General features: G+C 72.2%; 22 protein-coding genes and 1 pseudogene. 14 read left to right on the top strand and 9 right to left on the bottom strand.

Features of this window, described 5'->3' with window-relative positions; genetic code table 11:
* From FHU33_RS19670 to FHU33_RS26305, 4 genes and pseudogenes are all read left to right on the top strand, one after another.
* The gene (locus FHU33_RS19670; RefSeq protein ID WP_142027321.1) at positions 1-2,592 is read left to right on the top strand and encodes a M48 family metalloprotease; all 2,592 of its coding nucleotides are present in this window, start codon (positions 1-3) and stop codon (positions 2,590-2,592) included.
* A gap of 168 nt (positions 2,593-2,760) precedes the next feature.
* Positions 2,761-3,645: a serpin family protein gene (locus tag FHU33_RS19665; protein ID WP_142027320.1), complete on the top strand. Its 885-nt coding sequence runs from the start codon at positions 2,761-2,763 to the stop codon at positions 3,643-3,645.
* Positions 3,642-3,896: pseudogene (locus FHU33_RS26525) on the top strand (serpin family protein); the annotation flags it as partial. The gene FHU33_RS19665 and the pseudogene FHU33_RS26525, both read left to right, overlap by 4 nt.
* 37 nt (positions 3,897-3,933) lie before the next feature.
* Positions 3,934-4,026 (top strand): serpin family protein, encoded by a 93-nt coding sequence (locus FHU33_RS26305; RefSeq protein ID WP_281281685.1) that lies wholly within the window; start codon positions 3,934-3,936, stop codon positions 4,024-4,026.
* 169 nt (positions 4,027-4,195) lie between these two features.
* Here the strand turns inward: FHU33_RS26305 and FHU33_RS19655 are convergent, their stop codons facing one another.
* The gene (locus FHU33_RS19655) at positions 4,196-4,597 is read right to left on the bottom strand and encodes a PIN domain-containing protein (RefSeq protein WP_142027318.1); all 402 of its coding nucleotides are present in this window, start codon (positions 4,595-4,597) and stop codon (positions 4,196-4,198) included.
* Positions 4,594-4,851, bottom strand: a complete 258-nt coding sequence (locus FHU33_RS19650) for a type II toxin-antitoxin system Phd/YefM family antitoxin (protein WP_142027317.1) — start codon at positions 4,849-4,851, stop codon at positions 4,594-4,596. Before FHU33_RS19650 ends, FHU33_RS19655 begins: the two co-directional genes overlap by 4 nt.
* A gap of 247 nt (positions 4,852-5,098) precedes the next feature.
* Here FHU33_RS19650 and FHU33_RS19645 point away from each other — a divergent pair, with 247 nt between their 5' ends.
* The 3 genes from FHU33_RS19645 (at position 5,099) to FHU33_RS19635 (ending at position 7,937) form a co-directional block, all read left to right on the top strand.
* Entirely contained in the window at positions 5,099-5,971 is an 873-nt protein-coding gene (locus FHU33_RS19645) for a PhzF family phenazine biosynthesis protein (protein ID WP_211355283.1), read from the top strand.
* 62 nt (positions 5,972-6,033) lie between these two features.
* Positions 6,034-6,894, top strand: coding sequence for a DMT family transporter (locus FHU33_RS19640; protein ID WP_142027316.1), 861 nt, complete (start codon positions 6,034-6,036; stop codon positions 6,892-6,894).
* A gap of 89 nt (positions 6,895-6,983) precedes the next feature.
* Positions 6,984-7,937: an HpcH/HpaI aldolase/citrate lyase family protein gene (locus FHU33_RS19635; RefSeq protein ID WP_142027315.1), complete on the top strand. Its 954-nt coding sequence runs from the start codon at positions 6,984-6,986 to the stop codon at positions 7,935-7,937.
* A 48-nt stretch (positions 7,938-7,985) separates the two neighbouring features.
* Here the strand turns inward: FHU33_RS19635 and FHU33_RS19630 are convergent, their stop codons facing one another.
* From FHU33_RS19630 to FHU33_RS19620, 3 genes are all read right to left on the bottom strand, one after another.
* Complete coding sequence (locus FHU33_RS19630) at positions 7,986-9,254, bottom strand: IS30 family transposase (protein WP_211355014.1); 1,269 nt, start codon at positions 9,252-9,254, stop codon at positions 7,986-7,988.
* A 112-nt stretch (positions 9,255-9,366) separates the two neighbouring features.
* Positions 9,367-10,011 (bottom strand): dihydrofolate reductase family protein, encoded by a 645-nt coding sequence (locus tag FHU33_RS19625; protein WP_142027314.1) that lies wholly within the window; start codon positions 10,009-10,011, stop codon positions 9,367-9,369.
* A gap of 83 nt (positions 10,012-10,094) precedes the next feature.
* On the bottom strand, positions 10,095-10,526 hold the full coding sequence (locus tag FHU33_RS19620; protein ID WP_142027313.1) for a DUF4190 domain-containing protein: 432 nt from the start codon (positions 10,524-10,526) through the stop codon (positions 10,095-10,097).
* A 143-nt stretch (positions 10,527-10,669) separates the two neighbouring features.
* Here FHU33_RS19620 and FHU33_RS19615 point away from each other — a divergent pair, with 143 nt between their 5' ends.
* Complete coding sequence (locus FHU33_RS19615) at positions 10,670-11,869, top strand: acyl-CoA dehydrogenase family protein (protein ID WP_142027312.1); 1,200 nt, start codon at positions 10,670-10,672, stop codon at positions 11,867-11,869.
* Between the two features lie 59 nt (positions 11,870-11,928).
* On the opposite strand, the gene FHU33_RS19610 is transcribed toward FHU33_RS19615, so the two are convergent.
* Positions 11,929-12,630: a DUF4230 domain-containing protein gene (locus tag FHU33_RS19610; RefSeq protein WP_142028057.1), complete on the bottom strand. Its 702-nt coding sequence runs from the start codon at positions 12,628-12,630 to the stop codon at positions 11,929-11,931.
* A gap of 154 nt (positions 12,631-12,784) precedes the next feature.
* Between FHU33_RS19610 and FHU33_RS19605 the strand changes: the two genes are divergently transcribed.
* Entirely contained in the window at positions 12,785-13,720 is a 936-nt protein-coding gene (locus FHU33_RS19605) for a quinone oxidoreductase family protein (protein WP_142027311.1), read from the top strand.
* On the opposite strand, the gene FHU33_RS26520 is transcribed toward FHU33_RS19605, so the two are convergent.
* Complete coding sequence (locus FHU33_RS26520) at positions 13,710-14,117, bottom strand: DNA alkylation repair protein (RefSeq protein WP_211355282.1); 408 nt, start codon at positions 14,115-14,117, stop codon at positions 13,710-13,712. The genes FHU33_RS19605 and FHU33_RS26520 overlap by 11 nt on opposite strands.
* 103 nt (positions 14,118-14,220) lie before the next feature.
* On the opposite strand from FHU33_RS26520, the gene FHU33_RS19595 reads away from it, so the two are divergent.
* Both FHU33_RS19595 and FHU33_RS19590 read left to right on the top strand, forming a co-directional pair.
* A complete protein-coding gene (locus FHU33_RS19595) occupies positions 14,221-14,541 on the top strand; it encodes an EthD family reductase (protein ID WP_142027309.1) in 321 nt (106 codons plus the stop codon).
* Entirely contained in the window at positions 14,538-16,085 is a 1,548-nt protein-coding gene (locus FHU33_RS19590) for an acetolactate synthase large subunit (protein WP_142027308.1), read from the top strand. The genes FHU33_RS19595 and FHU33_RS19590 overlap by 4 nt, the downstream gene beginning before the upstream one ends.
* A gap of 69 nt (positions 16,086-16,154) precedes the next feature.
* Here FHU33_RS19590 and FHU33_RS25160 read toward each other — a convergent pair whose 3' ends face one another.
* A complete protein-coding gene (locus FHU33_RS25160; RefSeq protein WP_170182613.1) occupies positions 16,155-16,292 on the bottom strand; it encodes a hypothetical protein in 138 nt (45 codons plus the stop codon).
* Between the two features lie 145 nt (positions 16,293-16,437).
* On the opposite strand from FHU33_RS25160, the gene FHU33_RS19585 reads away from it, so the two are divergent.
* Complete coding sequence (locus FHU33_RS19585; protein ID WP_170182612.1) at positions 16,438-16,908, top strand: YeeE/YedE family protein; 471 nt, start codon at positions 16,438-16,440, stop codon at positions 16,906-16,908.
* The gene (locus FHU33_RS19580; protein ID WP_142027306.1) at positions 16,905-17,366 is read left to right on the top strand and encodes a DUF6691 family protein; all 462 of its coding nucleotides are present in this window, start codon (positions 16,905-16,907) and stop codon (positions 17,364-17,366) included. Before FHU33_RS19585 ends, FHU33_RS19580 begins: the two co-directional genes overlap by 4 nt.
* 25 nt (positions 17,367-17,391) lie before the next feature.
* On the opposite strand, the gene FHU33_RS25155 is transcribed toward FHU33_RS19580, so the two are convergent.
* Complete coding sequence (locus FHU33_RS25155; protein ID WP_170182611.1) at positions 17,392-17,538, bottom strand: hypothetical protein; 147 nt, start codon at positions 17,536-17,538, stop codon at positions 17,392-17,394.
* 367 nt (positions 17,539-17,905) lie between these two features.
* On the opposite strand from FHU33_RS25155, the gene FHU33_RS19575 reads away from it, so the two are divergent.
* Positions 17,906-18,664: a hypothetical protein gene (locus tag FHU33_RS19575; protein ID WP_142027305.1), complete on the top strand. Its 759-nt coding sequence runs from the start codon at positions 17,906-17,908 to the stop codon at positions 18,662-18,664.
* Positions 18,665-18,671 lie beyond the last annotated feature (7 nt).

Here is an 18,671-nt window from a genome sequence, read left to right as displayed (position 1 = left end):
ATGAGCACGGCGACCGTCCGGGAGCCCCGCGTCGACGTCCTGGCCTACCCGGCGCCGACCACGGCGCGTTTCGTGCTCGTGGTCACCAGCCTCCTGACCGCCGGCCTCTTCCTCGGCACGTGGCTGCACAACGCCGGTCCGGTCGGGCAATCCTGGTCGGAGGCGGTGACCGCCTGCCGGCAACAGACGCTGCCCGACCCCTCCGACCCTGCTGGGGGCCTCGGGGGCTTGGCGCGGACCGCGGAGTTCGCCGCCTGCACCGGCCCGGTCGAGAACCGCCGTGCCGTCTACTCGCTCGCCGGCCTGGCCGCGGGCGCACTCGGCGCGTTGGTGCTCCTGTACGCCGCGCCGGTCCTGATTCGTCGGCGGCGCCAGCTCGTCGAGCCCAACCCGAAGCTCGATCGAGCCCGCGAGCGGTTCGCGGAGATGGCCACGGAGGCCGGCGTCCGCCCCCCTCGGCTGGCTGTCGGCAGCACGACTGTCGGTGACGCTTTCAGCTTCGGGACCCCGGGGCGCTACACGGTGGTGCTGCCCAAGGCAGTCGTGATCAAGCTCGGGAAGTCGCAGACCTACGAGCCGTTGATCCGGCACGAACTGGCGCACATCTCGGCGAGGGACGTTCCACTTGCCTGGACCGCCTCCTCGCTCTGGTACGCCGTGGCGACCCTGCTCCTAGTCCCGGTCGCCCTTGCCCCGGTCTACGGCGACGCCTCGGTCCTCCCTGACTACCTGTGGCGCGCGGCCCTCCTGACGGTGGTGGCCCTCCTGGTCTCACGGGCAACGCTCCGCTCCCGCGAGTTCGACGCCGACCTCCGCGCCGTCGCTCGCCAGCCGTCGGGCGCGCGACCTCTGGTGGACCTGCTGCGCCGGTCGGTGCGACCCCCGGCACGCCGCGGTTGGCGGCAGATCCTCTCCAACCACCCGGACCCGCTCGCACGGGCCCGGGTCGTGGAGCGCCCGGAACTTGCAGCGGCCGTCACATTCCTCGACGGTCTGGTCGCCGCCTTTCTCGCCTCTCTTAGCGCACCGCTGCTGGTGAGCCACCTCACCACGGTGCTTGCTCCCCTCGGCGGCACCGACGTGGCCAACGTGCTCCCGTTCCTGCTGGTCGGACCGCTGCTCGGCGCCACGGTCGGCCTGGGGTTGTGGCGCCAGGCGCTGGTCGCGAGGGTGACCGGTGGACGACCGGAGGTGCTCCCGGTGGCTCTCGGCATCGTCGTCGGCCTCACCGTGGGACAGATGGCGTCGCTGGCGAACGTGGCGCTCGGCTGGCAGCCGCCGCATCCCGGCGAGTTCGCCGCCGTCACCGCGTTGGCTCTAGGGGGCACCTACGTCGTGGCGGGCCTCGGCGAACTCTGGGCCGACGCGAGCCCGCGGTTCCGCCGGAGCCGCGCGGGCTGGGTCGGGGCAGTCACCATGAGCAGCATCATCTTCGCGCTGGTGCTATGGATGTCGGAGTCGCTCAGGCAGGCATTCGAACTCGGCGGCTGGCTCCTCGCAAGCGGCGTGTTGTTCAGCGCAGGTGGCGGTCTGGTGCCCGGAGTCATCGCGCTGCTGCTCGCAGCGGCCGTCCTCTGGGCGGTGCTGGCCGCTCGCCGCTGCACGACGGCTCCCTCCTGGCTGGTGGAGGAGGGCGTGGCGGATTCCTGGGCCCGTCCCCACCGACCGCTCCTGGGCCCGACCCTTCTGGCCGGGCTGCTAGCTGGTCTGGTCGCGGCATTGACCGTGATGGGAGACCGCGCCCTGGCAGCCGAATCGGCCACGCCGGAGGGCGTCTTCCGATACCTCGCAGTGGCCGCGGCGGGAGCCGGCGGCGCGGCACTGGCGCTCACCGTCCTGGGGGGCCGGCGGGGGCCGGGGCTGGTACTGCTCGCAGTCCCGCTGGGTTCGCTGGTCGCCGCCGCAGGACTGGTGGTGGTCGGGGCAGCGTCGGGCGGCTGGACGTCGGCGCTCTGGGGGGCGGTCGTGCGGCCCACGTTGGGCTTGGGACTCATCGTCGCCCTGGCGGTCGCGGGCGCGGCCCTCGCACGGCCACTGTTCCGTGGCGCTCCCAACGCAGCTATCCCCGCAGCGAGTGCCCTTCTCGCGGCGGCGATGAGCCTATGGGCTCTCGTCGGAGGGGCAGTGCTGACGCCCTTCACCGATCCGTCGCGGCTGGAAGCCGACATCGCCGAGATCGAGGGCGCCATAGAGGCGCTCACCTACCTCGACACGATCCGGCCCGACGCCGGATCGCGGTACCTCGACGCCGCCGAGGAGACCGTGCGGCTCACGCAGGACAGTTCCCTGGATGCCGGGGAGGTCGCCGACCGGCTCACCGCGGGACCCATCGCCCAGCTTTCCGAGCTCGCCCAGGACATGGCTGACGTCGCCGTCCACGACGCCCAGGTCCGCGCCGTGCATGACGAGCTGCTCGCCGCAGTGGAAGCCAAACTGAGCTCAGTGGAAGCCATCGTCGCGTACGCCCGAACCGGGGACCAGGCGTACGTCGAGGACTACCAGCGGTTCCAGGCTCAGGCCGATGCGCACGTCGGGGCCTGGAACAGCGGCGCGGACGAACTCTCCAAGCGCAGCGACGAGGAACTCGATTGAGTCGTGTGGCCCCGCGGACACCTCAGCCGCAATCCGCCGGGCACATCGCCCGGCAGTCCCGGTGGTGCCGCCGACAGTGGACGATCGCTCGGACCCAGTTGTGCGGGCACCCACGGCGAGCTACTTCCGCCGCTTCGGTGCCTGCAGAGCGTGTGAGATCCGGCGAGAGTGTCGCGACAGCCACGCGCAGATCCCGGAAGCGACAGTCGTCCAGGACGCGACTCAGTCCGGGTCGCGACACTCGGCGTCCAGGTCGCGGCACTGGCCGTCCAGCATGCGGCACCTAAACACCGCGCCGCAGCGCACGGCGGGCCTGGCTACCGTCCACCGGCACCTGCGCCTCCTCTGCGAAGAGCTGAAGCTGGTCTGGCCGCCCCAGCTCTTCGCAGAGGAGGCGCAGGTGCTTCTGGTGGTCAGCGACTCTCCCCGACCTCGGCGGCAGAGGCCCTGAGCCTGCTGTATCCGGCCAGCGGCGGGGAGACCGCGGAGGCTCTCCGGACCGTGCTGCACCTGCCGGAGTGGTCGGCCGACGTCGTCGCAGCGCTGCGCGACCACACCCGTTCGCTCGACGGCCTCCGGTACGACGGCGACCTCGACGACGAAGGGGCCCCGGATTCCCTGCAGATGAGCAACCGGCTCTGGACCGCCACCGGCCTGGAGCCGGACCCGCGCTACCTGGATGACATCGCCACGGCCTTGGACGCCGACGTGCGTGCGCTGGACTTCGCCGCCGACCCCGGCGGGGCGACCGACCGGATCAACACGACGGTCGCCGAGGACACCCGAGGGCTCATCGAGGAGCTCTTCGACGAGGCTGTGCCCCCGGCAACCAGGGCCGTGCTGACCAACGCCCTGCACCTGAAGGCCCGGTGGGCGGCCCCGTTCACCGACATCCAGCCGGCTCCGTTCACCGCCCCGTCGGGCAAGGTGGACGTCGACATGATGAGCGGTGCGACAGGCGCCGGCCGGAGCGTCGACGGGTGGCAGTCGGTCGATCTGCCCTACCGCGACGGCACCCTGAGCGCCATGCCGTCCTGCCCCCCGAGGGCATGAACCCGTGCGGAGTGGATGCCGCCACGCTCGCCGGCCTACGTGCCGCCGAGCGGGAGGAGGTGGGGGTGCGACTGCCCCGCATGAGGATCGAACAGAAGCAGGCGTTGCTCGAGCCGCTGGCGCGCCTGGGGTTACCGATGGCCGGGAGCTTCCCGGCCCTCGGCGGGCACCTGGAGATCTGGGATGTCGTGCAGAAGACGTTCCTGGAGGGGGACGAGGATGGCACCGAGGCGGCGGCCGCCACGGGCATCGTCATGGGTGCCTCAGGGGCGGTGCCCGCGGCAGGCGGTGTCCTTCGACAGCCCCTTCCTCTTCCTCCTGACCGACACCCAGACCCGCTCGCCGCTGTTCGTGGCCGTCGTCAACGACCCGTCGGCCTGAGCAGGGTGGCAGAACACCGACCCGGCGGTGCCGTCGAGGTGATCGCTGAACCGCGGATTCGAGTCCCGGGCGCCACGAACGGCGTGATGGCGCGGACTTCCCGACCTCGTCCGTCGTTCGCCGTAGAGGTCCCGCGAGCCGATCGTGTGCGGACGCAGACCTGCTGCCTTCACACTCTGATGACCGTGGGTCCACCTACGCTCTCGATGGCGTCGAAGTCGCTGTCCTGGCTGACGACATCCATCCCGTTGGCCGCGGCCACTGCCGCTATCCAGAGATCGTTGATCTTCGCCGTGCGGCCTTCTTCTGCCAGTCGCACCCTCAGGCTCGCCCACTGACGGGCCGCCGCGGCGGTGACCGGCAGCGCCTCCACGACGGAGACCGCATCCAGCGTCGCCAGGCGGCGCGCACGAGTACTCGTCTCGGTGGCGGCCAGTACGCCTGCGTGCAGTTCGGCGAGAGTCACGACACTCACCGCGGTCTGCTCGGGCAGGGACCCGGTATCGAGGGGACGTCCGCTCTCTCCAGCGATCAGAACGCTGGTGTCCAGAAGTGCGGGTCGAGAGGTCATAGCGGATCGAGGTCGTCGGTGGTCTCCCCGGCGAGCGTCGCAAGGTCGTCACCCAGCCCGGCATCAGCCTGCCTCCCAGTCATGATCTCGATGAGATCGGCCTTGGACAGGAACTGCTTGCGCGCGGAACGGATGGGGCTGATCTCGGCTACCGGCAAGCCGTTCACGGTGACCGTGATTTGCGTTCCGCCGGCCACCTGACGCAGGACGTCAGCGGTGTGGTTCCGCAGGTCGCGTGACGCGATCGTGGTCATGTGCGAAATCGTAGCATTCTTGCCACAGTGGCTTCCCTGATCTGCGACGCCACCTGGCTGCCGTCGAACCGCTCGATGACCAGCCCTGACGTTGTTGTCGAACACGCATCGTCGAGGGCTCATGCCGAGCAGCTGACGATCGTCGCATCGACCGGCGTATGGCCGACTACGACCTGGAATCCGTCGACGCAGGGTGAATGTCGGTCCGGTCGCCACGATCGGCAACAGGACCACTAGCGTCGTCGCCGTGCCGTCCCGGGATGAGCTGGACTACGAGATCGTCGACGTCTTCGCCCCCCGTGCCTTCGCCGGCAATCCGCTGGCCGTCGTGCTCGACGCCGACGACCTCTCCACGGCGCAGTGCCAGGCGCTCGCGTTCGAGTTCCACCTCTCGGAGACCTCGTTCGTCTGCGCTCCGACCGGGTCGGGCGCGGACTACCGGGTGCGGATCTTCACCCCCTTCGCCGAGCTGCCGTTCGCCGGGCACCCGAGCGTCGGTGCCGCCCACACGCTGGTCCGCACCGGCCGGTTGACCGCGGGCACCGTGCGCCAGGAGTGCGGGGTCGGGGTGCTCGACCTGGTGGTCGACGACGACGGCGCGCAGCTCTCCGGAGGCCAGCCGACGCTCGAGGACGGTCCCGCGCCCGCCGAGCTCGCGGCGGCCGTGGGTCTGGGCGAGGCCGACGTCACCGGTGTCCCCGCGGACGTCGCCGGGTGCGGCCTGCCGTTCGCCTACCTCTCGGTGCGGCCCGACGCGGTGGACCGGGCCGTTCCCGACCAGCGGGCACTCGACGCGCTCGGCGTGGGGGAGGGGGTGTCGGTGCTCTCGTGGGACGCGGCGACCTCGACCGCCTACGCCCGCGTGTTCGCCGGCGACCTGCGCTGGGGCGAGGACCCGGCCACCGGGTCGGCCGCGCTCGGGACCGGCGTCTGGCTCGTCGAGAGCGGCCTGCTGGCGGGCGACGGCACGTCCTCCTACGTCGTCCGCCAGGGCGAGAAGCTCGGCCGGCCGTCGCTGCTCGAGTGCACCGTGACCGCCGCCGGCGACACGGCCGTGGCCGCGACCGTGCGCGGAGCCGTGGTGCCGATCGCGCGCGGCCGGATCCGGGTGCCGTCCTGAGCACGTCGGCGCCCGCTCAGGCGTGGGCGCTGCACCGCCCCACCGGCCGCGACGTCACCCTGATGGGCGTCGCGGTCGTCGGTGTCTCGTTGTCGGGACCGCTCACCGCGCTGGTGGTCGCCCCCGTCCTCGCCATCGCGTTCTGGCGCAACGCCGTCGGCGCCGCCGCCATGCTCCCGGTGCTTCTCGCGCGGGAACGGTCGACGCTGCACGGCCTCCGGCTGCGCGATCTGCGCAGCTCGGCAGTGGCCGGGCTGTTCCTCGCGGCCCACTTCGCCGCCTGGTTGCCCAGCCTCAACATGACGACGGTCGCGGCCTCGATCGCCCTGGTGACGACCACCCCGATCTGGACGGCGCTGGCCGCCCGCATCGTCGGGGTCCGCCTCCCCCCGGCGGTCTGGTGGGGCCTGGTCCTGGCCGTCCTCGGTGCAGGCCTGATCGCCGGTGTCGACGTCACGGTCAGCTGGCGCGCCGTCGCCGGTGACGGCCTGGCCCTGCTGGGCGCCATCGCCGCCGGCGGCTACGTGCTGGCCGGGGCGCGGGCGCGCGAGCGGCTGGCGACGTCGGCCTACACCGTCGTCTGCTACTCGGTGTGCGCGCTGGTCCTGGCGGTGGCTGCGCTGCTGGTCGACGTGCCGCTCTGGGGGTTCAGCGCCCGCGACTGGTGGCTGATCGCTGCGATCACGTTCGTCGCGCAGCTGCTCGGCCACACGCTGTTCAACCTGGTGCTCTCGTCGGTCGGCCCGACGGTGGTCAGCCTCGCGATCCTGCTGGAGGTGCCCGGGTCGCTGATCGTCGCGCTGGTGCTGCTGGACCAGGCGCCGCCGCTGCTCGCTCTGCCGGGCATGGTCGCCGTCGTCGTCGGCGTGGCCCTCGTGGTGCGGGCCAGTCGGCCCACGACGCTGGTCGAGCCGGCCACCTGAGGGGTTGATCACTCCGCGGCGCGACCGGGAGGCGCCGTCGCTACCCTCCGGTAGCTGAAGACGCCGTCGTCTGCACGAAGAGAGGCACCGTGGCCGAGCTCCGATCCCGTCGTTCCAACCTGGCCGTTCCCGGCAGCAACCCCCGGTTCCTGGAGAAGGCCAAGGGCCTCCCGGCGGACCAGGTCTTCCTCGACCTCGAGGACGCGTGCGCGCCGCTGGCCAAGCCCGGCGCCCGCAAGAACATCGTCGCGGCGCTGAACGAGGGCGGCTGGGGCCAGAAGATCCGTACCGTCCGGGTCAACGACTGGACGACGGAGTGGACGTTCCAGGACGTGCTCGAGGTCGTCGGCGGGGCGGGCGCCAACCTCGACTGCATCATGCTGCCGAAGGTCCAGGACGCCGCCCAGGTCAAGGCGCTGGACATGCTGCTGACCCAGATCGAGAAGGCCAACGGCCTCGAGGTCGGCCGGATCGGCATCGAGGCGCAGATCGAGACCGCGCAGGGTCTGATCAACGTCAACGACATCGCGTTCGCCAGCGACCGGATCGAGACGATCATCTTCGGCCCGGCCGACTTCATGGCGTCGATCAACATGAAGTCGCTGGTGGTCGGTGCGCTGCACCCGGACTACCCGGGCGATCCGTTCCACTACATCCTCATGCAGATCCTCATGGCCGCCCGCGCCCGCGGTGTGCAGGCCATCGACGGCCCGTTCCTGCAGGTGCGCGACGTGCCGGCGTTCGAGGAGGTGGCCAAGCGCTCGGCGATGCTCGGCTTCGACGGCAAGTGGGTGCTGCACCCGGGCCAGATCGACGCGGCCAACGAGATCTACGCGCCGTCGCAGGAGGACTACGACCACGCCGAGCTCATCCTCGACGCCTACGACTGGGCGACGTCGGAGGCCGGGGGCAAGAAGGGCTCGGCGATGCTCGGCGACGAGATGATCGACGAGGCCAGCCGCAAGATGGCCCTGGTCATCGCCGGCAAGGGCCGCGCCGCAGGCATGGGGCGCACGTCGTCCTTCACCCCGCCCGAAGCCTGACTCCTCATCAGGCATAGGAACCTTTACCTGCGTCTGGAGGCGGCGGATTCAACTGGTCGTCGCAACACCAGCTTGTTGATCTTCGGAGAGTAGCTGGGCGAAGGCTTCGGCGGGGGTCTTGAAGCCGAGGGTCTTGCGGGGTCGGCCGTTGAGTCGGGTCTCGATGGCCTCGAGGTCGGCGATGGTGTGCACCGAGAGGTCGGTGCCCTTGGGCAGGTACTGGCGGAGCAGGCCGTTGGTGTTCTCGTTGGTGCCGCGCTGCCAGGGGCTGTGCGGATCGCAGAAGTAGATCGGCAGGTCGGCCGCGATGGTGATCTCGGTGTGCCTGGCCAACTCGATGCCCTGGTCCCAGGTCAGCGAGCGGCGCAGATGTACCGGCAGCGTGGCGATTTTGGTGGTGATGGCGTCGCGGACGGCTTCGGCACCGTGATCGGCCGGCAGGTGCAGGAGCATGGTGAACCGGGTGGTGCGCTCGACCAGGGTGCCGACCGCCGAGCCGCTGTCCTTGCCGACCATCAGGTCGCCTTCGAAGTGGCCGGGTACGGCGCGGTCGTCGGCCTCGGCGGGCCGCTCGGAGATCATGACTTTGTCCTTGATCCGTTCCCGGCGGCCATCGACACGACGGCGGGGCTTACGCAGCGCCCGCCCGGTGCGCAGGTGCTTGGTCAGCTCCCGGTTCAGCCCACCGCGGCCCTGGACGAACAGGGCCTGGTAGATCGCCTCATGTGAGATGCGCATCCGTTCATCGTCGAGGAAATCCACGACCAGACGGCCGGTGATCTGCTCGGGGCTCCAGCCCTCCTTCAACTGCCGCTGCACGTAGGCCTGCAGCTCGGGGAACTCGGCGATCTTGCTCGGCTTCGGGCGGCGGCCCCGCGCCTCGGCCTTGGCTTGCGCCGGCGCGGCCCGATAGCGCAGCCGTGGGCGCCGTCCCGGGCCCTGAGTCCCCGGCGCCGGCCCGGGGCGGTGCCGCTGGCCGACGGGCAGCGGCGGACGCCGCGGATAGCCCTCGAGTCGATTGCGGCGCAGCTCGCGGGAGACCGTCGAGGGATGCCGGCCGATCTCGCGGGCGATGTCGGCCTGCGGCCAGCCCTCGGCCCAGCACAGGTCGATCGTCTCCCGCTCGGCCACGGTCAGGAATCGGTCGCTGGGCTCGGTCAATGCCATCGGCGCCATGCCGCCACCGTCGCGGAACCACCGCTGCCCAGTGTCGGCCGACACGCCGACCGCTTCCGCCGCCTGCTCCGTCGCCGATCCCGCAGCGATCAGCCGCCAGAACCTGCGCTCGATCTCCTTCGGCATCCGCGGACGCCCCATCGACACCACCCCACTTCACCGCGGAGTGTTGCATCGACTCCTTGAACCCAAGGGCCCCAGAACGCAGGTAAAGGTTCCTATGCCTGGCGGGGGCGGCGGCACGTCCCGGCGGTCACCTGCGCCAGAACAGGTGGTGCGTCACGCCGCTCGGACTCGGCACGACGTCGCAGTGGAAGCGGTCGAGCAGCTCGTCGGGCGACTCCCACAGCCGCACGCCGGAACCGAGCACCACCGGCGAGACCGCCACGTGGAGCGTGTCGACGAGGTCGGCGTCGAGGAACTCCCGGATGGTCGTGGCGCCGCCACCGAGTCGCACGTCCCTGCCCTCGGCCGCCGCGCGCGCCTGGGCGAGGGCCGTCGCGGGGTCGACGTCCACGAAGTGGAACGTGGTGTCGGAGAGCGCGAACGACGGACGCTCGTGGTGGGTCAGCACGAACACGGGCGTGTGGAACGGGGGCTCGTGGCCCCACCAGCCCTGCCACTCGAGGTCCTGCCACGGGCCGCGCTGGGGGCCGAACTTGTTGCGGCCCATGATCTCCGCGCCGATGTTGTGGGCGAAATCGCGCGTGAGGTAGTCGTCGAGACCCCGGCTTCCCCCGGGGTCGGTGCGGTTGGGCCAGCTGGCCGTCGCGCCGGCCCAGGCCATCAGCGCCCCGGGGTCGGCGTGGCCGAATGGTCTGTCCAGGCTCTGGTGCTCGCCTGCACCGAAACCGTCACTCGAGACGGTGAAGTTCTGGACTCTCAGCAGCTGGCTCAACGGGCACTCCTCGTCGGGTCGGGTGCCAGTTCGACCGCCGGAGCGCGCAGAACTCATCGCCCCGGCCTGGCGGTGTCGCCGGCTCAGGGGCCGAAGGACCCGCTGTTGGCGAAGGCGGCGAACGCGATGATCCAGAGCACGATGATCAGGACGAAGATCGTCGTCACGATGCCGCCGACGATGATCCCGGCCAGGGCGAGACCGTCGCCGTCCTCACCGGTCCGACGGATCTGCTTGCGCGCGACGATGCCGAGGATCAGCCCGGCGGGAGCGAAGACGAAGGCCATGACCAGCGCGAGGACCGCCGTCGTGTTCGTGGGCAGGGGATAGGCCGGCGGATAGCCGGGCGGAGGACCGTAGCCGGGCGGTGGCCCGTATCCGGCCGGCGGGTACCCCGGTGGTCCGTATCCGGGCGACACGTAGCCGGGAGCCGGCTGGCCGTACCCGGTCGACGGGATGCCCGGCGGCGGGGGCGGCGGATCGCCCCGGTAGAGGTTGTCGTCGTTGCTGCTCATGCGTCCCTCCTGTCCGGCGGCGCCGGTGGCCGTACTCCACCACGGCGCTGGACGGAGCGTGAGCAGGCACACGCCGGAGGGTGGCCGGGCGTGGCCCATACTCACCGGTAACTCGGACACCGGAGTCCCGAAGGAGTGGACCGTTGACCCGCTTGGCCCAGACCGCTGATCTGACCGACATCCAGCGCGAGATCCTGTCGACGGTCAGGAGCTTCGTCGACCGCGAGATCATCCCGAACGCGCAGGAGCTCGAGCACGGCGACATCTACCCGCAGAAGATCGTCGACGGGCTCAAGGAGCTCGGCATCTTCGGCCTGATGATCCCCGAGGAGTACGGCGGCCTCGGCGAGTCGCTGCTCACCTACGCGCTCGTGGTCGAGGAGATCGCCCGCGGCTGGATGAGCGTCTCGGGCGTCATCAACACCCACTTCATCGTCGCGTACATGATCAAGCAGCACGGCACGCAGGAGCAGAAGGAGCACTTCCTCCCGCGCATGGCCACCGGCGAGGTGCGTGGTGCCTTCTCGATGTCCGAGCCGGGGCTGGGGTCCGACGTCGCCGGCATCCGCACCAAGGCGACGAAGCAGGCCGACGGCGGCTTCGTCATCGACGGCCAGAAGATGTGGCTGACCAACGGCGGCAGCTCGACGCTGGTGGCCGCGCTGGTGCGCACCGACGAGGGCGCCGAGAAGGCCCACCAGAACCTGACGACCTTCCTGGTCGAGAAGCCGGCCGGCTTCGGCGAGGTGAAGCCCGGACTCACCATCCCCGGGAAGATCGACAAGATGGGCTACAAGGGCGTCGACACCACCGAGCTGGTGTTCGACGGCTACCGGGCCGAGGCCACCGACATCCTGGGCGGGGCGTCCGGCAAGGGCTTCGCCCAGATGATGGACGGCGTCGAGGTCGGCCGGGTCAACGTCGCCGCCCGCGCCTGCGGCATCTCCATCCGCGCCTTCGAGCTCGCCGTCGCCTACGCCCAGCAGCGGGAGACCTTCGGCAAGCCCATCGCCGCGCACCAGGCGATCGCCTTCCAGCTGGCCGAGATGGCGACCAAGGTCGAGGCCGCCCACCTGATGATGGTCAACGCCGCCCGCCTCAAGGACCGCGGCGAGCGCAACGACGTCGAGGCCGGCATGGCGAAGCTGATCGCCAGCGAGTACTGCGCCGAGGTGACCACCCAGTCCTTCCGGATCCACGGCGGCTACGGCTACTCCAAGGAGTACGAGATCGAGCGGCTCATGCGCGAGGCGCCTTTCCTGCTCATCGGCGAGGGCACCAGCGAGATCCAGAAGACCATCATCAGCCGCGGCCTGCTCAAGGAGTACAAGCTCAAGGGCTGACGCCGCACGTACCTCGGCCCCGGTCCCTCCGCGAAGGACCGGGGCCGACGCATGCCCGTTCAGCCGGTGCGGTCGGCGGGCTCGTCGAAGCGGACCTCCACGTCGTCGACGCCGAGGGAGCGGGCCAGGCCGGTGAGCATCGCGCGGGTGTTGCTCTCGGCGCGCTCCCGGAGGTCGCTGCCCGCGGCGGCCGCGGTCAACCGCTCCTCGGCCACCGCGTAGATCTCGCTGTCGTCGACCGGGTCGTCACCGAGGGCGTCGCCGATCCGCTCGAACATGCCCCGGTCGCGGTCGAGGACGCGGCTCTCCGCCGGGTCGATCCGCACGTCGTCCAGGCGCGGAGCCGGCAGCGCGATGGTCGCGGACGTGCCGTCGGCGGAGAGGGTGACCCGTCCGGCCTCCAGGCCGGTGAAGTCGACGTAGGCGTCGGCCGTCCCGGTGGCGAGGAACTCGACGCGCTCCCCGCTGATGGCCGACGGCACGTAGCGGGTGTCGAGCTCCCGGTCGACCACGACCTGGAAGGTGCCGGTGGCGGCGTGGTACTCGTGCAGGTCCTCGAGAGCCAGCAGCAGCGGGGTCGTGCTCCGGTCGACGACGTCCTGCCCGAACGGGTCGTCGGGCAGCCAGTCGGCGACGTGCGCGCCGACCGGCACGAGGACGGCCAGTCCGATCCCCGCGGCGGCGAGCCGGCGGGGGAACCGGCGACGGCGGGACGGGGCCGGCTCGACGGCAACGGGGCGGGACGACAGCAGCGTGGGCATGCGCGGCCTCTCGGGCGGGGAGGAAGGAGGGGCGGTGCTCGGCGGATCCAGCGACCGGGTGAGCGCTGCCATTCCCGACACGCCCGGACGGTGTCCGCCGCTCGGCACTCCACCCGCCGCACGTCGTCCGGGTGCCGCCGTGTAGTCACGGAGCATGCGCGCGGCCGGAGTGACCGAGTTCGGGGGGCCCGAGGCCCTGCACGTCGTCGACGTCCCGGCGGAGCCGCTGGGTGCGGGCCAGGTGCGGCTCCGCGTGCAGGCGGCGGCGGTGAACCCGACCGACACGCACGCCCGCTCGGGTGCCTACGCCGATCGTGACCCGGTCACGACCCCGCCGTGGGTGCCCGGCATGGACGTCGCCGGTGTCGTCACCGAGGTAGGGGAGGGCGTCGAGCACCTGGCGGTCGGCGACGCGGCGATGGGCATCGTCGTCCCGTTCGGTCCGCACGGGGGTTACCGCGAGGACAAGGTGCTGCCGGGCGACTCTGTGGTGCGGTCACCCGAGGGCGTCACCGCCGTCGAGGCCAGCACGCTGCCGATGAACGGCCTCACCGCGCGGTTCGCCCTCGACCTCATGGCTCTGGCCCCGGGACAGGTCCTGGCGGTGACCGGCGCGGCCGGGGCCTTCGGCGGCTACGTCGTGCAGCTGGCCAAGGCCGACGGGCTGACCGTGATCGCCGACGCCTCGGAGGCCGACGAGCACCTGGTACGCGACCTCGGTGCCGACGTCGTCGTCCGCCGGGGCGACGACGTCGCCGACCGGATCCGCGAGCACTTCCCGGACGGCGTGGACGGCCTGGTCGACGGCGCGGTGCAGGATGCGCTGGTCCTCCCGGCGGTCAAGGACGGCGGCGCCGTGGCGACGGTGCGTGGCTACCGCGGCGACGGGCAACGGGGGCTGCGGCTCTTCCCCACGCTGGTGCGCAGGGTCGCCGAGGACCGGGCCGCGCTGGACCGGCTGCGGCAGCAGGTCGAGGACGGCGTCCTGACCCTGCGGGTGGCGCGGACCCTGCCGATGGAGGAGGCCGCCGAGGCTCACCGGCAGCTCGAGCGCGGCGGCGTCCGCGGCCGGCTGGTGCTCACGTTCTGACGCACGTCACCGGAGGTGCCTCGTCGCCTCCCGACGGGAGAGCGGGCTCAGCGGATGGTCGTGGACGAACGCGGCGACCCAGTCCACGGCGGCCTTCGCGTAGTCGCGCAACGCCCACCCGATAGGCGGCCTCGAGCCAGAGGCGGCCGCCGGCATCGAGCACGTCGGCGACCGACGCGGGCGGACGGTCGGCGGCGGCCGCGTGGGTCAGCCGGCGGACCTCCGGCAGGCGGACGCCGAGGCACGGCTCCGTCGTCTTCAGGTAGGCCTGCATCCCGGCCGCCCGCTCCGGATCGGCGGAATCGCGCAGCGCCGTCCGGACGGCGGCGATCAGTGCGGTCACGGTCGCGTCGTCGGGCACGGCAGCGTCGTCGGGCACGGCCGCGTCGCCGGGCACGGCAGCGGAGTCTGCCGGAGCCACCGCTGGATTCGCGCGGTCGCGCACCCTCCTGATTGGCTGGGTGCCCAGGCAGCGTCGCCCGACCCCGGAGGCAGGACACATGGTGCATCGGCTCGTCGTCAGCTACGGACAGCCGGCGGACCCCGCCGCGTTCGACGCCTACTACCGGGAGACCCACACCCCGCTGGCACTGAGGCAACCCGGGCTGGTCCGGCTGACGTTCGGGCACGCCACCTCCCTCGACCCCGCCCAGCCGGCGCCCTACCTGGTGGCGGAACTCGACTTCGACTCGGAGCAGGCGATGGGGGAGTCCCTGTCGTCGCCGGAGGGCCGGGCAGCCGGGAAGGACCTCGCCAACTTCGCCACCGGTGGGGTCACCTTCACCCACTTCGAGGTGCAGACGGCGAGCTCGGGCAGGTGAACGGCGCGCAGGCCCTCATCCGGACCCTGGTCGACGCGGGCGTCGACGTCTGTTTCGCCAACCCCGGCACCTCGGAGATGCACTTCGTCGCCGCGCTCGACGACGTGCCCGACATGCGCGCCGTGCTCACCCTCTTCGAGGGGGTGGCGACCGGCGCGGCCGACGGCTACGCCCGGATGGCCGGCCGCCCGGCGGCCACCCTGCTGCACCTCGGCCCGGGGATGGCCAACGGACTGGCGAACCTGCACAACGCGCGGCGCGGGCGGACGCCGCTGGTCAACGTCGTCGGCGACCACGCGCGCTCGCACAAGCGGCTGGACGCGCCGCTGGAGTCCGACATCGACGCCGTCGCCGGGACGGTCTCCGGCTGGGTGCGGCGGTCCCTGGCGCCGGCGGACGTCGCGGCCGACGCGGCGGCGGCGGTGGCGGCCGCGACGTCGTCCCCCGGCGCGATCGCCACCCTGATCCTGCCCGCGGACGTGTCCTGGGAGGACGGCGCCGAGGTCGCCGAGCCGGCGCCTGCTCGCCCGGCACCGCGGGTCGCTCCCTCGGTCGTGCAGGACGTCGCTGACGTCCTGACCTCCGGTGAACCGGTCGTGCTCTTCCTCGGCGGAGACGCGATGACCGCCGACGGTCAGCTCGCCGCGGCCCGGGTGGCCGCCGGTACGGGCGCCCGGCTGATGTCGGAGACCTTCCCGCCCCGGGCCGCCCGCGGCGCCGGGATGCCCGACCTCACCCGGCTGCCGTACCCGCCCGAGATGGCCATCGCCGCCCTCGCCGGGACGAAGCACCTGGTGCTGGCCGGCGCGGAGGCGCCCGTGCACTTCTTCGGCTACCCCGACGTGCCCGGGCACCCGGTGCCCGAGGACTGCGCGGTGCACGTGCTCAGCGCGCCGGGGGAGGATTCCGTCGCCGCGCTACGGGCGCTCGCCGAGCGGGCGGCGCCGGACGCCGAACCCGTGCTGCTGGAGACCGAGCGGCCCGAGTTGCCCAGCGGGGTGCTGACCCCGCGCAGCATGGCCGCGGTCATCGGGGCGCTCCTCCCGGAGCGGGCGATCGTCGTCGACGAGGCGCTCACCTCGGGGGTGGGACTCATGGAGCTCACCTCGGGCGCGCCCCGGCACGACTGGCTCGCCCTGACCGGTGGCGCGATCGGCGACGGGCTGCCGATGGCGCTCGGCGCGGCGCTCGCCTGCCCGGACCGGCCGGTCATCGGCATCCAGGCCGACGGCAGCGCGATGTACACGATTTCGGCGCTGTGGAGCTACGCCCGCGAGCAGCTCGACATCACCACGATCGTCTGCGACAACGGCTCTTACGCGATCCTCCAGCACGAGCTGGAGCGGGTCGGGGCGGCCAGCGACGGGAAGCGGGCCGGGCAACTGCTCGACCTCGGCGACCCGGACCTCGACTTCGTCGCCCTCGCGACGGGGATGGGCGTGCCGGCGACCCGGGCGACGACCGCCGAGGAGCTGGCCGACCAGCTGCGCCGTTCGCTCGCCGAGCCCGGGCCGCACCTGATCGACGCGGTGCTGCGGCGCTGACCGTCGCCCGGCGTGGCCCCCCAGGACTGACGGCGGGCCGTCCGGTCGTGAGCCGGCCGGCCCGCCGGCTCAGTGCTTCTTGCCGTGGGTCAGGTTGTCCATCTGCGACGTGGTGTCGTGCTTGGCCTTCTTGTCGATCCGCTTCTCCTTGATCGACTTGCCGCTGGCCTTCTTCGTCATCGACTGTCTCGGGGACTTGTCACCCATGGTGTGAACTCCCTCATCGGGAGCCTGAACGGCTCCGTGCGCCGGACGCTACGCGGAATCGGGCCCCGTTCGGCGTGTCCGTTCACCGGTCGCGCGTCGTCCGGACATGCCACCATGTCGGCCCGTTCTCCGTCGGAGGGACGCCATGCTGGACTGGATCGCCGCGCAGTGGCCCTGGTGGGTGACGGGGCCGGGGGTGGGGCTGTGCGTGGTCGCGCTCTACGGGCTCGTCAACGCACGGCTCGGGGTGTCGGGGGCATGGCTCGCCACGATCGCGCCGGCCGAGGGCTGGCGCCCCGACCCCTGGCGGCGGACCTTCCTGCTCGCGCTGGTCGGCGGCTCCGCGGTCGCTGCCCTGCTGGGGCCACCGGTGGTGGTGCACGGCTACGGCCGGCTGTCGGAACTCCTGGGTCCGGCCGTGCTCGTGCCGGTCCTGCTCCTGGTGGGTGTCGCACTGGGCTATGGGGCACGCTGGGCCGGGGGCTGCACCTCGGGGCACGGCATGTCCGGCTGCGCGGCGGGTTCTCCGGACAGCCTCGTGATGACGGCGACGTTCTTCACGGTCGCGGTCCTCGTGACGCTGGCTCTGCACGCGCTGACCGGCGGCCGATTGTGACGCGCGGCCTCCGCTGGTCGGTGCTGGCCGTCGGCGCGGCCTTCGGCTTCCTGCTCACCGTCAGCGGGCTGGGCGACTACGACACCATCCACCACGGTCTGCTGCTCGAGAACCCTTACATCTTCCTGATGATGGGCAGCGCGATGGCGGTCGCCTTCGTCGGTCTCGCCGTCCTGCGCCGGCTCGGGCGGACCCGGTACGCCGGCCCGCTGACCCTTCCTCACGCCCGGGTCGAGCGCCGCCACGTCTACGGGGGCGCCGTCTTCGGGGTGGGCTTCGGGGTCGGCGCCACCTGCCCGGGAATCACGGTCGTGATGACGACGACCGGCGGGCTCTACGGCCTCGTCGTCCTGGTCGGGCTGCTGGGCGGCCTGTGGCTGCGCGGCCGGGTGGAACGGCGTCAGCGTCAGCCGCCGAGCACCGAGCCGACGCCGCCGGTGGCCGTCGTGCGGCCCTGAGAGCCGGACGCACGGCGTCCGGCTCTCAGCCCTTCCGCTTGGCCGTCTCGGTCAGCCGGGTCATCTGCGACGGCGTCATCTGCTCCTTGGCCTTGCGCTCGGCGCGCTTCTCCTTGATCGACTTCGCCGACTTCTGCGAGTGGTGGGCGTCGTGCGGGGACTTGTCGCCCATGGCGACCTCCCTCGTCGAGGACGGAACCGATGGGCCGGACGCTACGCCCGGACGGCCGCGAGTTCGAGGGTGTCTCCGATGGTCGGGATCGGACCTCTCCACTGCGACGGACGGGCAGCCGGGCCGGCCGCCGACGGGCCTCGAGCTGAACGCGCCGCTCTGGTACGCAACGGGCTTCGGCGAAGGGCTCGCTCTGGGCCTGGCGCCGCGCCGCGGGACGGCGGGGCTGAGCTTCCGCCGGGTCGTCACCTGACGGGTCCTGCGCCGGTCGGCCGCGCGGCCGAGGGGCGAATCGGCGGCTCGGCCGATGTGCTCGAGGCCCCGGCTCCGGGACGGTTCGTCCGACGTCCCGATCCCAGGAGGCCCGATGAACCACAGCACTGCGACCACGACGACAGGCATGGCCGCTCGTCCCCGCACCGACGAGGAGCCCGGCCGGTCCGCCCGCGCGGCGCGGCGCTGGGTCCTGATCCTCGCGCCCACCGTCGCCGGCCTGCTGGCGATCGGCGGCGCCGTCGCCGATCCGGCCGTCGACCTGGAGGGCCGGGCGCTCTACGAGCTGTACGCGGCCAACCCCGAGCCGCTGCAGTGGAAGTCGGTGCTCTACCACTTCGCGTACGCCGTCTGGGGGCTGGCGGCGCTGATGCTCGTCGGCGCCGTCCGCCGCCGGGGCAGCTGGCTGGCCAACGTCGCCGGGCTGCTCGCGTTCCTGGGCATCAGCAGCCTGCCCGGTTTCCTGCTCGCCGATTTCTACGACTCCGCCATCGGCCAGGTGCACGGCGTCGACGGCGCGGTCGCCGTGGAGCAGGCGATGGGGGACATGTGGGGGCTCGGCGTCATGGGCTTCACCGGCATCGTCGGCTTCCTGCTGTGCCTGCCGGTCGCCGTCCTGGCCGCCTGGCGGGCCGGTCTGCTGCGGTGGTGGGCTGCCCTCGCGCCGATCGCCGGCCTGGCGGCGGGGTTCTTCTTCCTCGGGGCCAACGTGCCGGGGTGGGCGGTGACGACCGTCGGCTTCGTCGTCCTGTCGGTCGGCCTCGCGCGTGCCGGACGGGACCCCGAGCAGGTGCCCGACGAGCCGGCCCGGAACCCCGGCCGGCCGTCGCGCGCCGTCCCGCTCGACGCCTGATCCCGCT

This window comes from Blastococcus colisei, assembly GCF_006717095.1.
Taxonomy (GTDB): domain Bacteria; phylum Actinomycetota; class Actinomycetes; order Mycobacteriales; family Geodermatophilaceae; genus Blastococcus_B; species Blastococcus_B colisei.
Note: the sequence above shows the minus strand (reverse complement) of the source record. Positions and strands in the feature narration are given on the sequence as shown.

Excerpts from the sequence above, each read along its gene's own strand:
- FHU33_RS19670 (WP_142027321.1), top strand. The coding sequence starts at position 1 with ATGAGCACGGCGACCGTCCGGGAGCCCCGCGTCGACGTCCTGGCCTAC.
- FHU33_RS19655 (WP_142027318.1), bottom strand. The coding sequence starts at position 4,597 with ATGACCTCTCGACCCGCACTTCTGGACACCAGCGTTCTGATCGCTGGA.
- FHU33_RS19650 (WP_142027317.1), bottom strand. The coding sequence starts at position 4,851 with ATGACCACGATCGCGTCACGCGACCTGCGGAACCACACCGCTGACGTC.
- FHU33_RS19640 (WP_142027316.1), top strand. The coding sequence starts at position 6,034 with ATGGGCGTCGCGGTCGTCGGTGTCTCGTTGTCGGGACCGCTCACCGCG.
- FHU33_RS19630 (WP_211355014.1), bottom strand. The coding sequence starts at position 9,254 with ATGGGGCGTCCGCGGATGCCGAAGGAGATCGAGCGCAGGTTCTGGCGG.
- FHU33_RS19620 (WP_142027313.1), bottom strand. The coding sequence starts at position 10,526 with ATGAGCAGCAACGACGACAACCTCTACCGGGGCGATCCGCCGCCCCCG.
- FHU33_RS19610 (WP_142028057.1), bottom strand. The coding sequence starts at position 12,630 with ATGCCCACGCTGCTGTCGTCCCGCCCCGTTGCCGTCGAGCCGGCCCCG.
- FHU33_RS19605 (WP_142027311.1), top strand. The coding sequence starts at position 12,785 with ATGCGCGCGGCCGGAGTGACCGAGTTCGGGGGGCCCGAGGCCCTGCAC.
- FHU33_RS19595 (WP_142027309.1), top strand. The coding sequence starts at position 14,221 with ATGGTGCATCGGCTCGTCGTCAGCTACGGACAGCCGGCGGACCCCGCC.
- FHU33_RS25160 (WP_170182613.1), bottom strand. The coding sequence starts at position 16,292 with ATGGGTGACAAGTCCCCGAGACAGTCGATGACGAAGAAGGCCAGCGGC.
- FHU33_RS19585 (WP_170182612.1), top strand. The coding sequence starts at position 16,438 with ATGCTGGACTGGATCGCCGCGCAGTGGCCCTGGTGGGTGACGGGGCCG.
- FHU33_RS25155 (WP_170182611.1), bottom strand. The coding sequence starts at position 17,538 with ATGGGCGACAAGTCCCCGCACGACGCCCACCACTCGCAGAAGTCGGCG.
- FHU33_RS19575 (WP_142027305.1), top strand. The coding sequence starts at position 17,906 with ATGAACCACAGCACTGCGACCACGACGACAGGCATGGCCGCTCGTCCC.